Origin of the sequence: Pseudomonas brassicacearum (genome assembly GCF_918698105.1) — a bacterium.
GTDB lineage: Bacteria > Pseudomonadota > Gammaproteobacteria > Pseudomonadales > Pseudomonadaceae > Aquipseudomonas > Aquipseudomonas brassicacearum_F.
Genome location: NZ_CAKKMI010000063.1, coordinates 24052 through 35089 on the forward strand (window position 1 = coordinate 24052; position 11038 = coordinate 35089).

Consider the following 11038-nt stretch of genomic DNA (forward strand, 5'->3'; position numbering starts at 1 on the left):
CCATCGATACGTTGTTAACTATCGTCCCGCTCGCGGATGTATTCCTCGAGCAGCTTCTTCTCTTCTCCAGAAAGCGAGCGGCTTTCCAGAAGATCGGCGCGTCGTTCATAGGTCCGACCAAGGGACTGCTGCAAACGCCAACGCCGGATGTGCGCGTGGTTGCCACTTAGCAACACGTCGGGAACACGCTGATCCGCATACACCTCCGGTCGGGTGTAGTGCGGGCAATCCAGCAGACCATCCGTAAAGGAATCTTCCTCAGCGGAATCTGCATGCCCTAAAGCTCCAGGCAGCAGTCGTGTAACCGCATCGATCAGGACCATCGCCGGCAGCTCGCCGCCAGACAGTACATAGTCGCCAATCGACCACTCTTCATCGACATGAGCTTCAATGAAACGCTCGTCAATGCCTTCATAACGGCCGGCAATCAGGATCAATGCATCCGAATTCGCCAGCTCGCGTACCGCCGACTGAGTCAGCTGGCGGCCTTGGGGCGACAGGTAGATCACCTTCGCACCCTCCCCGGCTGCCGTCCTGGCCTGAACCAGCGCATCTTCCAGGGGCTTGATCTTCATCACCATGCCCGGACCACCGCCAAACGGGCGATCGTCCACAGTGTGATGCCGATCCGTGGTGTAGTCCCGCGGATTCCAACAGGTGAGCTGCAACAGCTCCTGTTTCACCGCGCGGCTGGTTATGCCGTACTCGCTGATGGCGGAAAACATCTCGGGAAACAATGTGATGACTTCAACGCGCAAATTAGCCACGTTTAGAAATCCGCATCCCATTCCACCTTCATCTCGCCTGCGGCAAGGTCGACGGCCAACACGCATTGCTCGGTATAGGGCAACAGGCGTTCGCGATCATCCAGGCTGCCGACGCAAGGCTTGACCACCATGACATCGTTCGAACCGGTCTCGAGCAGGTGATCGATTTTCCCGAGCAATTGCCCGAGGTGGTCGATGACCTTCAGACCCACCAGCTGGTACCAGTAGTACTCGCCGTCGGTCAGTTCAGGGAACAGGTTGCGCGGCACGCAGATCTCATAACCGGCCAGAAGACGTGCTTCTTCACGATCATCGAGATCCTTGAGCTTTGCGACCAGGAACTTGTCGTTCCCGCGTCCGCTGACCAGCTCCACCTGTTTCACGCTACCTTCGCGCTTGAGCGTCCAGGTTTTGTAGTCCAACAGGTTCTTGATCGGATCAGTAAAGGAATACACCTTCACTTCGCCGCGAACGCCATGTACAGAATAGATCTTGCCGACAACGATCAAATCATCAGCATCTTTTGGCGTCGCGTTCATATTGCTCAGGCCGCAGCCTTAGCCGATTCCTTCAACAACTGAGCAACGCGCTCAGAAGGTTGTGCACCAACGCTCAGCCAGTAGGCTACGCGCTCTTGGTTCACGGACAGACGAACTTCCTGACCACGGGCAACAGGGTTGAAGAAACCAACCTGCTCCTTGTGGGAACCGTCACGCGGGTTGCGGCTGTCGGTTACGGTCAGGTGGTAAAACGGGCGCTTTTTGGAGCCGCCAAGGGCAAGACGGATTGTTAGCATGTGAACATCGTTCCTGTAGTCGGTGCTGCAAATCTAAATGCACAGCGGGCATAGGTGCCCGAAAGGCCGCATATTCTAAGGAATATCCGGACTTTTGCAAATGTCTTTTTCCGGCGCCTGGCGCCATGCGATCAAGATTTGCCATAGAGCCGTCATGAAAAACGGCAAGTCAGCTCCCGCGTAGCGCGGGTTTGCTGGAGATCCCCGCATCCGTGCGGGGCAACGCCGACATGACAGCCGGCGCAGATTCTTTACATTTTCGGCATGCCGCCGCCGGGCAACATACCGCCCATGCCGCGCATCATCTTGGCCATCCCGCCCTTGGCGGAGAATTTCTTCATCATCTTCTGCATCTGCTTGTGCTGCTTGATCAAGCGACCAATGTCCTGCACCTGGGTGCCGGAACCCATGGCGATACGGCGTTTGCGCGAACCGCTGATCAGCTCAGGGTCGCGGCGCTCGGCCGGGGTCATGGAGTTGATGATGGCTTCCATCTGCTTGAACTGCTTCTCAGCCGCGCCCTGGGCATTGCCCATCTGCGCCAGGTTCACGCCACCGATGTTCGGCAGTTTGTCCATGAGGCCGCCCAGGCCGCCCATGTTCTTCATTTGTTGCAGCTGGTCGCGGAAGTCTTCGAGGTCGAAGCCCTTGCCCTTCTTCAGCTTCTTGGCCAGTTTGTCGGCCTTGTCCTTGTCGAGGGTCTGTTCGGCCTGCTCGATCAGGCTGAGCACGTCGCCCATGCCAAGGATGCGCGAAGCGATACGCTCGGGGTGGAACGGCTCGAGCGCTTCGCTCTTCTCGCCCATACCGATGAACTTGATCGGCTTGCCAGTGATGGCGCGTACCGACAGCGCGGCACCGCCACGGGCGTCACCGTCGACCTTGGTCAGGATCACGCCGGTCAGCGGCAGTGCATCACCGAACGCCTTGGCGGTGTTGGCCGCGTCCTGGCCGGTCATGGCATCGACCACGAACAGGGTTTCCACCGGGTTGATCGCGGCATGCAGCGCCTTGATCTCGCCCATCATCTCTTCATCGATGTGCAGGCGACCGGCGGTATCGACGATGACCACGTCGATGAATTTCAGTTTTGCTTCTTTAATAGCCGCCTGGGCGATGTCCACCGGTTTCTGGCTCAGGTCGGACGGGAAGAACGTCACGCCGATGTCGTTGGCCAGGGTTTCCAGCTGCTTGATCGCCGCCGGACGGTAGATGTCCGCCGACACGACCATTACCGACTTCTTCTTGCGCTCTTTAAGGAAGCGCGCCAGCTTGCCGGCCGTCGTGGTCTTGCCCGCGCCTTGCAGGCCAGCCATCAGCACCACCGCTGGCGGTACGGCGCTCAGGTTCAGGTCTTCGTTGGCGGCGCCCATCAGGCTTTCGAGTTCGGCCTGGACGATCTTCACGAACGCCTGGCCCGGCGTCAGGCTGCGCGACACCTCGGTGCCGACGGCACGTTCCTTGACCGAATTGACGAAATCCTTGACCACCGGCAGGGCGACGTCGGCTTCGAGCAACGCCATGCGCACTTCGCGCAGGGTGTCTTTGATGTTGTCCTCGGTCAGTTTCGCCTTGCCGGTGACATGGCGCAGCGTCTGCGAGAGACGGTCGGTTAGGTTTTCAAACATGCGCGATCCTTTCAGGCCCAGATGAGACCGGGATAATGGCGGCCCAGACCGTGAAAAATGTGCTCGGCGAGCCTGCGGCGTGGGCAGGTCGCGGATTATAGCGAAGAAGCGGGCAACGTACACCTTACTGTCAGTTGCTGTGGTCTTTCGTGCGGAGGGGGTTCTATGCCAAACTCAGCGCCTTTCGGGCTTGCCTAACAGGATTTATGCTCCCCTTGTCACCCAGCTTGCTTGCCACCCTCGCCGCCGCTTGCCTTTATGCCGCTGCGACCCTCTATCAAGGCACCCGCCTGGCCACCGGCGCCAAGGCGAACAAACGCCTGCTGGTCACGCTTGGCGTGCTGGCGGTGCTCGGCCACGCGGCCAGCCTTTATACCCACCTGATGACGCCGATCGGCCTGGGCCTGGACTTTTTCAACGCCGCCAGCCTGATCGCCGTCGCCGTGATCGCCCTGACGCTGCTGGCCTGCTCGCGCATCCCGGTGGAAAACCTGCTGGTGCTGCTGTTCCCGCTGGGGCTGGCCACGGTGCTGCTGGCGCAGTTCGCGCCGTCGGGCACGGTGCAGATCATCGACGAAGAGCCGGGTATCCTTGCCCACATCCTGCTGTCGATCCTCGCCTATGGCCTGTTCACCATCGCGGTGTTCCAGGCGTTGCTGCTGCTGGTGCAAGACCACCAGCTCAAGCACAAGCACCCGTCCGGGCTGATCCGCAACTTCCCGCCGCTGCAAACCATGGAGAGCCTGCTGTTCGGCTTCCTCTGGGCCGGCTGGGGCCTGCTGTCGCTGTCGCTGATCTCCGGCTGGCTGTTCGTCGAGAACCTGTTTGCCCAGCACCTGGTGCACAAGACCCTGCTGGCCTGCCTGGCGTGGATCGTCTTCAGCGTGCTGCTGTGGGGCCGCAACCGCCTCGGCTGGCGCGGCCACAAAGCGATTCGCTGGACCCTGGCCGGTTTCTGCCTGCTGATGCTCGCGTACTTCGGCAGCAAGCTGGTTCGCGAATACATCCTGCATGTCTGACGGACGGCCCTGATGGATACCTTGCCCGTGGCGCCGCTGTTTGCCGTGCTGGTGGTGCTGATCCTCTGGTCGGCCCTGTTCACCGCCATCGAAGCCGCCCAGCAGCACCTGCTGGCCCAGCGCACGGCCTCGCGCGCCAGTGACAAACCACTGGCAACGCTGACATTCCCGCTGGCCAGCCTGATCCTGTGCAATACCCTCTGTCGCACCCTGGCCGTGGTGATCGGCACCTTGCTGGCGATTTTTACCTGGCTGGAAAACGGCCCTTGGGTAGCTTGGCTCGGCACCAGCGCCGCCCTGCTGGTGTTCGCCGACTACCTGCCGCGCACCTTGGCCACCCGCCAGCCCGAAGCGGTGCTGGCGCTGGGCAACGCCTTGCTTGGCATACCGTTGAAGATCCTCTATCCGCTTGCCTGGCTGTTGAATGGCACGAGCCAGTTCTTGCTGCGTCCATTCGCGCGCAAGGCCAGCATGGTGCAACAGAGCGACGATGAAATGCCCGCGCCACCGCGCAGCGAGCACGAACCTGAGCACAGCAGCGGTCGACTGCACCCGGTTTCCGGCATCCACGCCCTGGACAACATCACCGTCAACGATATCCTCGTGCCCCGCAGCGAGGTCGACGGGATCAACCTCGACGACCCCATCGGCGACATCATCGAACAACTGCGTCTGAACCGTCGCACCCGCCTGCCGGTGTTCCACAGCGACATCAACCAGGTCGAAGCGGTGCTCAACACGCGCCAGATCCGTCACTTGCTCGCGGATGCGAGCCTGACCCAGGAAGCGCTGCTGGCCGCCTCCCACGAGCCCTACTTCGTGCCCGAAAGCACGCCACTGCAACTGCAACTGCTGAATTTCCACAAGCAGCAGCGGCGCCTGGGCATGGTGGTGGACGAATACGGCGAAGTGCTGGGCATCGTCACCCTGGAAGACATCCTCGAAGAAATCGTCGGCGAATTCGAAAGCGAGCACAGCCTCGACAACCCCCACGTCCATCCCCAGCCCGATGGACGCCTGATGATCGATGGCGCGGCGTCGATCCGCGAATTGAACAGGACCCTGGGTTGGCATCTGCCTTGCGACGGCCCCAAGACCCTCAACGGGCTGGTGACCGAAGCCCTGGAAACCATCCCCGAAAGCCCGGTGTGCCTGAAGATCGGCCGTTATCGGCTGGAAATCATCGAGACCGTGGACAACCGTGTCAGCCAGGTGCTGGCGTGGCATAACAGTTCGGTGCCCGCCGTTTCCTGACTTCCCGCTTGGACCGGATACGGGGTCGCCCCTGTGGCGAGGGAGCTTGCTCCCTCGCCACAAAAAGCTCAGCGCCCGCTTCAATATTGTGCACGGGTTCACTTGTTGAATCGTTAGCCCCCTTCCTATACTCAATCCGCTTACCCAGCCCCGGCCGAACCCCCTGCTTACCCGCACCTAGCCGGTTCATCGGCAAAATCAGCCTCGGTCCTGCGACTGTTCCTACCCGAAACAGCGAAAGGATACCCGCCCATATCCCTGGGTGTTCGACCATAATAATTCGCTCCAATGGAGCACATGACTGTCAGGGATAACCGCATGACGACCGCTACCTGCAACGAGGCTGTGCCTGCCCAACCGACAAACTCGACCACCCGCGTGGCCACCGCGAGTTTCATCGGCACCGCCATCGAGTTCTACGATTTCTACGTCTACGCCACGGCTGCGGCCCTGGTGATCGGGCCGGTGTTCTTCCCGCAAACCTCAGGCACGGCACAGATGTTGTCGTCCTTCCTGACGTTCGGCATCGCCTTCCTTGCCCGCCCGCTGGGCTCTGCGCTGTTCGGCCATTTCGGCGACCGGATCGGGCGCAAGTCGACGCTGGTGGCGTCCCTGCTGCTGATGGGCGTGTGCACCACCCTCATCGGCGTGCTGCCCGGCTACGCCAGCATTGGCGCCTGGGCGCCGATCTTGCTGTGCGTGCTGCGTTTCGGCCAGGGCCTGGGGTTGGGCGGCGAATGGGGTGGCGCGGCGCTGCTTGCCACCGAGAACGCGCCCAAGGGCAAACGCGCCTGGTTCGGCATGTTCCCCCAACTGGGACCCTCCATCGGCTTCCTGGCGGCCAACGGGCTGTTCCTGACCCTGGCCATGAGCCTGGACGATGAGCAATTCCGCGCCTGGGGCTGGCGGATTCCGTTCCTGCTCAGTGCCGTGCTGGTGATCGTCGGCCTCTACGTACGGCTCAAGCTCCATGAAACCCCGGTGTTCGCCAATGCCATGGCCCGCCAGGAGCGGGTGAAGGTGCCGTTGGTCGAACTGTTCAGCCAGTACTGGGCGCCAACCTTGCTGGGTGCGGCGGCGATGGTGGTGTGTTACGCACTGTTCTATATCTCGACGGTGTTTTCCCTGAGCTACGGCGTGTCCACCCTTGGCTACAGCCGCGAGACCTTCCTGGGCCTGCTGTGCTTTGCCGTGCTGTTCATGGCCGCCGCTACGCCCCTGTCGGCCTGGGCCAGCGACCGCTACGGCCGCAAACCGGTGCTGATCGTCGGCGGCGTGTTGGCGATTGCCTCGGGTTTCCTCATGGAACCCTTGCTGACCCACGGCTCGACCGGCGGCGTGGCGCTGTTCCTGTGCATCGAGCTGTTCCTGATGGGCGTGACCTTCGCCCCCATGGGCGCCTTGCTGCCGGAGCTGTTTCCGACCCACGTGCGCTACACCGGCGCCTCGGCGGCCTACAACCTGGGCGGCATCGTCGGCGCCTCGGCCGCGCCATTCTTCGCCCAGAAACTGGTGGCGATGGGTGGTTTGAGTTATGTCGGGGGCTACGTTTCAGCGGCCGCGCTGCTCAGCGTGATCGCCGTGTTGTGCTTGAAAGAGACGCGTCATAACGACTTGAACCGGGTCGCCTGACGCGCCTCCCGCAGGAGCTGCCGCAGGCTGCGATCCTTTGATCTTTTGATCTTTCGCTTGAGACTCAAGCGTCAGGGGAAAGATCGCAGCCTCGCTTCGCTCGGCAGCTCCTACAGGGGCAAAACCGGCCAATGAAATAGCCGTTAACAATCACCCGCCATTGAAACCACCCCCCACCTGCCCCATCTAAGACCCATACTCCATTGCGCAGGTGCCCCATGAGCGACCAGCACTCTACCGAAGCCACCAACGATTACGCCGACTCCGAACACATCGAACACACCTCCTCCGGCACCGGCCTGGCCCTGCCTGGCCAGAATTTGCCGGACAAGGTCTACATCATCCCGATCCACAATCGTCCGTTCTTCCCGGCCCAGGTGTTGCCGGTCATCGTCAATGAAGAGCCTTGGGCCGAGACCCTGGAGCTGGTGGCCAAGTCCGACCATCACTCCCTGGCGCTGTTCTTCATGGACTCGCCCCAGGAAGACCCGCGTCATTTCGACACCTCGAAACTGCCGCTGTACGGCACGCTGGTGAAGGTGCACCACGCCAGCCGGGAAGGCGGCAAGCTGCAATTCGTCGCCCAGGGCCTGACCCGCGTGCGTATCCGTACCTGGCTCAAGCACCATCGCCCACCGTACCTGGTGGAAGTCGAATACCCGCACCAGCCGAGCGAGCCGACCGACGAGGTCAAGGCCTACGGCATGGCGCTGATCAACGCGATCAAGGAACTGCTGCCGCTCAACCCGCTGTACAGCGAAGAGCTGAAGAACTACCTCAACCGCTTCAGTCCCAACGATCCTTCGCCACTGACCGATTTTGCCGCCGCGCTCACCTCCGCCACCGGTAATGAACTGCAAGAAGTGCTCGACTGCGTGCCCATGCTCAAGCGCATGGAAAAAGTCCTGCCGATGCTGCGCAAGGAAGTCGAAGTGGCGCGGCTGCAGAAAGAGATTTCCGCCGAGGTCAACAACAAGATCGGCGAACATCAGCGCGAGTTCTTTCTCAAGGAGCAGCTCAAGGTCATCCAGCAGGAGCTGGGGCTGACCAAGGACGACCGCAGCGCCGATATCGAACAGTTCGAGCAGCGGCTCGAAGGCAAGGTGCTGCCGGCCCAGGCGCAGAAGCGCATCGAAGAGGAAATGAACAAACTCTCGATCCTGGAAACCGGCTCGCCGGAATACGCCGTCACCCGCAATTACCTGGATTGGGCGACCTCGGTGCCGTGGGGCGTGTATGGCCAGGACAAGCTTGACCTCAAGCACGCACGCAAGGTGCTCGACCAGCACCACGCCGGCCTGGACGACATCAAGGATCGCATCCTGGAATTCCTCGCCGTCGGCGCCTACAAAGGCGAGATCAGCGGTTCCATCGTGCTGCTGGTCGGCCCGCCGGGCGTGGGCAAGACCAGCGTCGGCAAATCCATCGCCGAGTCCCTGGGGCGGCCGTTCTACCGCTTCAGCCTCGGCGGCATGCGCGACGAAGCCGAGATCAAGGGCCATCGGCGCACCTACATCGGCGCCCAGCCGGGCAAGCTGGTGCAAGCGCTGAAAGATGTCGAAGTGATGAACCCGGTGATCATGCTCGATGAGATCGACAAGATGGGCCAGAGCTACCAGGGCGACCCGGCCTCGGCCTTGCTGGAGACCCTCGACCCGGAGCAGAACGTCGAATTCCTCGACCACTACCTGGACCTGCGCCTGGACCTGTCGAAAGTGCTCTTCATCTGCACCGCCAACACCCTGGACTCGATCCCTGGGCCATTGCTGGACCGGATGGAAGTGATCCGCCTGTCGGGCTACATCACCGAAGAAAAAGTCGCCATCGCCAAGCGCCACCTGTGGCCCAAGCAACTGGCCAAGGCTGGCGTGTCCAAGGGCAGCCTGAGTATCAACGATAGCGCCCTCAAGGCCCTGATCGACGGTTATGCCCGTGAAGCCGGGGTGCGACAGCTGGAGAAACAGCTGGGCAAACTGGTGCGCAAGGCGGTGATGAAGCTGATCGACGACCCCAAGGCCGTGATCAAGCTCGGGCCGAAGGACCTCGAGGCCTCCCTGGGCAAACCGGTGTTCCGCAACGAGCAGGTGTTGTCCGGCATCGGCGTGATCACCGGCCTGGCCTGGACCAGCATGGGCGGCGCGACCTTGCCGATCGAGGCGACGCGCATCCACACCCTCAATCGCGGCTTCAAGCTGACGGGGCAACTGGGGGACGTGATGAAGGAATCGGCGGAAATCGCCCACAGCTACGTCAGTTCGCACCTGAAGCAGTTTGGCGGCGATCCGAAGTTCTTTGACGAGGCCTTCGTTCACCTGCACGTACCCGAAGGCGCCACGCCCAAGGACGGCCCGAGCGCCGGGGTGACCATGGCCAGCGCTTTGCTGTCCCTGGCCCGCAACCAGCCGCCGAAAAAAGGCGTGGCGATGACCGGCGAACTGACCCTCACCGGGCACGTATTGCCGATCGGTGGGGTGCGCGAGAAGGTCATCGCGGCGCGGCGGCAGAAAATCAACGAGCTGATCCTGCCGGAAGCCAACCGGGGCAACTTCGAAGAACTGCCGGACTACCTCAAGGAGGGCGTCACGGTGCACTTTGCCAAGCGGTTTGCGGATGTGGCTAAGGTGTTGTTCTGATAGTCCTGTAGCGGCTGTACCGGCCCCATCGCGAGCAAGCTCGCTCCCACAGGGACTTGCGGCGTTCACAAGATTCCTTTGTGGGAGCGAGCTTGCTCGCGATGGGGCCCTGACAGACAACACATGCTCACCTGACACACCCAGTAGCATCTTCGGTTATGCTCGCCGTTCGTCGTGAATGCCGGAGCCGTTGCCCTTATGTCCCTCACCCGCCTGCTCGTCCCCCTCAGCCTCGCCCTGCTGAGCGCCTGCGCCACACAAACCAGCAACAACGTGACCGTGGAAAAACTGAGCCAGTGCCCGGTGCGGCTCAATAACGGGCAGAACCTGATCCTGAGCTTGCCCAGCAACCCCACCACCGGTTATCGCTGGGCGATCCAGGATTCGGCCGGTGGCGTGTTGAAAGGCCTGGGACCGGAGGTTTATCGCAACCCGGAAGACGCCGGCATCGTTGGCGCCGCCGGCGTCTCGACCTGGCGCTTCCAGGCGTTCAGCGCCGGCACCGGGCGCTTGCGCCTGACTTATCAACAGCCCTGGGCCCCCGAAGTGCCGCCCGTGGAAACCTTTGACTGCGCCATTTCGGTGAAGTGACCATGGGCTGGCTGATCCTGGCCCTGATGGGCGCAGCCACCTACCTGTACGGCCTGACCGTGCATGCCACACTCTTGTGCCTGCTGGTCAAGCCCATGCCGGTCCTGGCCCTGCTCGGCTGGCTGCACGATGCGCCGCCCAGTGATTATCGGCGCTGGATCAGCCTCGGGCTGATTTTTTCGCTGGTGGGCGATGTGTTGCTGGCCTGGCCGGGGGATCTGTTCGTGTTTGGCCTCGGCGCGTTTCTGCTGGCGCACCTGGCCTACCTGAAAGCCTACCTCAGCGACTGCCGCCGTCCTGCGCTACTGCCATTGGCCCTCGCCTTGGGCATCGGCGCGGTGCTGTTGGGGATTCTGGTGTCGAGCGGTCTCGGGCCGTTGCTGGTGCCGGTGGTCGTCTATGGCCTGGTCATCAGCGCCATGCTCTGGCGAGCCTTGGCAAGACTGGGCAGCACAGTGCCCAAGCGCTCCGCCTGGCTGGCCGCCGCCGGGGCGCTGGCCTTTGTGTTTTCCGACAGCCTGATCGGCATCAACCGGTTCGTGCAGCCCTTCCATGCCGCGTCTTACCTGATCATCGTCAGTTACTGGCTGGGCCAATGGGGCATTACCGCGTCGGCGTTCACCCAAAGACATCACTAGACAGAGATTAAATGTGGGAGCGAGCTTGCTCGCGATAGCGGTGGGTCAGTCAGCATCTGCATCAACTGACTGTCCGCTAT

The 11038-nt window shown here is 61.9% G+C and carries 10 protein-coding genes; 6 read left to right on the top strand and 4 right to left on the bottom strand.

The window, feature by feature from the left end; genetic code table 11:
- Nucleotides 1-14: 14 nt before the first annotated feature.
- The 4 genes from trmD to ffh form a co-directional block, all read right to left on the bottom strand.
- The gene (gene trmD / locus LQ215_RS21795) at nucleotides 15-788 is read right to left on the bottom strand and encodes a tRNA (guanosine(37)-N1)-methyltransferase TrmD (protein WP_170845966.1); all 774 of its coding nucleotides are present in this window, start codon (nucleotides 786-788) and stop codon (nucleotides 15-17) included.
- A complete protein-coding gene (gene rimM / locus LQ215_RS21800) occupies nucleotides 770-1306 on the bottom strand; it encodes a ribosome maturation factor RimM (RefSeq protein ID WP_003198090.1) in 537 nt (178 codons plus the stop codon). The genes trmD and rimM overlap by 19 nt, the downstream gene beginning before the upstream one ends.
- Nucleotides 1307-1311: 5 nt before the next feature.
- Entirely contained in the window at nucleotides 1312-1563 is a 252-nt protein-coding gene (gene rpsP, locus LQ215_RS21805) for a 30S ribosomal protein S16 (RefSeq protein WP_003198088.1), read from the bottom strand.
- A 251-nt stretch (nucleotides 1564-1814) separates the two neighbouring features.
- Nucleotides 1815-3191 (bottom strand): signal recognition particle protein, encoded by a 1377-nt coding sequence (gene ffh / locus LQ215_RS21810; protein WP_003198085.1) that lies wholly within the window; start codon nucleotides 3189-3191, stop codon nucleotides 1815-1817.
- A gap of 206 nt (nucleotides 3192-3397) precedes the next feature.
- Between ffh and LQ215_RS21815 the strand changes: the two genes are divergently transcribed.
- The 6 genes from LQ215_RS21815 to LQ215_RS21840 all read left to right on the top strand — a co-directional run bounded on the left by LQ215_RS21815 (nucleotide 3398) and on the right by LQ215_RS21840 (nucleotide 10958).
- Complete coding sequence (locus LQ215_RS21815; protein WP_230152530.1) at nucleotides 3398-4210, top strand: cytochrome C assembly family protein; 813 nt, start codon at nucleotides 3398-3400, stop codon at nucleotides 4208-4210.
- Between the two features lie 12 nt (nucleotides 4211-4222).
- Nucleotides 4223-5464 (top strand): HlyC/CorC family transporter, encoded by a 1242-nt coding sequence (locus LQ215_RS21820; RefSeq protein WP_230152531.1) that lies wholly within the window; start codon nucleotides 4223-4225, stop codon nucleotides 5462-5464.
- A gap of 318 nt (nucleotides 5465-5782) precedes the next feature.
- Nucleotides 5783-7096, top strand: coding sequence for an MFS transporter (locus LQ215_RS21825; RefSeq protein WP_230152532.1), 1314 nt, complete (start codon nucleotides 5783-5785; stop codon nucleotides 7094-7096).
- A 218-nt stretch (nucleotides 7097-7314) separates the two neighbouring features.
- Nucleotides 7315-9729, top strand: a complete 2415-nt coding sequence (lon, locus tag LQ215_RS21830; protein WP_230152533.1) for an endopeptidase La — start codon at nucleotides 7315-7317, stop codon at nucleotides 9727-9729.
- A gap of 198 nt (nucleotides 9730-9927) precedes the next feature.
- Nucleotides 9928-10320 carry a protease inhibitor I42 family protein gene (locus LQ215_RS21835; protein WP_230152534.1) on the top strand — a complete coding sequence of 131 codons (393 nt, stop codon included), beginning with the start codon at nucleotides 9928-9930 and terminating at the stop codon, nucleotides 10318-10320.
- 2 nt (nucleotides 10321-10322) lie between these two features.
- Nucleotides 10323-10958 (top strand): lysoplasmalogenase, encoded by a 636-nt coding sequence (locus LQ215_RS21840; protein ID WP_230152535.1) that lies wholly within the window; start codon nucleotides 10323-10325, stop codon nucleotides 10956-10958.
- Nucleotides 10959-11038: the final 80 nt, after the last annotated feature.

Excerpts from the sequence above, each read along its gene's own strand:
- trmD (WP_170845966.1), bottom strand. The coding sequence starts at position 788 with ATGGGATGCGGATTTCTAAACGTGGCTAATTTGCGCGTTGAAGTCATC.
- rimM (WP_003198090.1), bottom strand. The coding sequence starts at position 1,306 with ATGAACGCGACGCCAAAAGATGCTGATGATTTGATCGTTGTCGGCAAG.
- rpsP (WP_003198088.1), bottom strand. The coding sequence starts at position 1,563 with ATGCTAACAATCCGTCTTGCCCTTGGCGGCTCCAAAAAGCGCCCGTTT.
- ffh (WP_003198085.1), bottom strand. The coding sequence starts at position 3,191 with ATGTTTGAAAACCTAACCGACCGTCTCTCGCAGACGCTGCGCCATGTC.
- LQ215_RS21815 (WP_230152530.1), top strand. The coding sequence starts at position 3,398 with ATGCTCCCCTTGTCACCCAGCTTGCTTGCCACCCTCGCCGCCGCTTGC.
- LQ215_RS21820 (WP_230152531.1), top strand. The coding sequence starts at position 4,223 with ATGGATACCTTGCCCGTGGCGCCGCTGTTTGCCGTGCTGGTGGTGCTG.
- LQ215_RS21825 (WP_230152532.1), top strand. The coding sequence starts at position 5,783 with ATGACGACCGCTACCTGCAACGAGGCTGTGCCTGCCCAACCGACAAAC.
- lon (WP_230152533.1), top strand. The coding sequence starts at position 7,315 with ATGAGCGACCAGCACTCTACCGAAGCCACCAACGATTACGCCGACTCC.
- LQ215_RS21835 (WP_230152534.1), top strand. The coding sequence starts at position 9,928 with ATGTCCCTCACCCGCCTGCTCGTCCCCCTCAGCCTCGCCCTGCTGAGC.
- LQ215_RS21840 (WP_230152535.1), top strand. The coding sequence starts at position 10,323 with ATGGGCTGGCTGATCCTGGCCCTGATGGGCGCAGCCACCTACCTGTAC.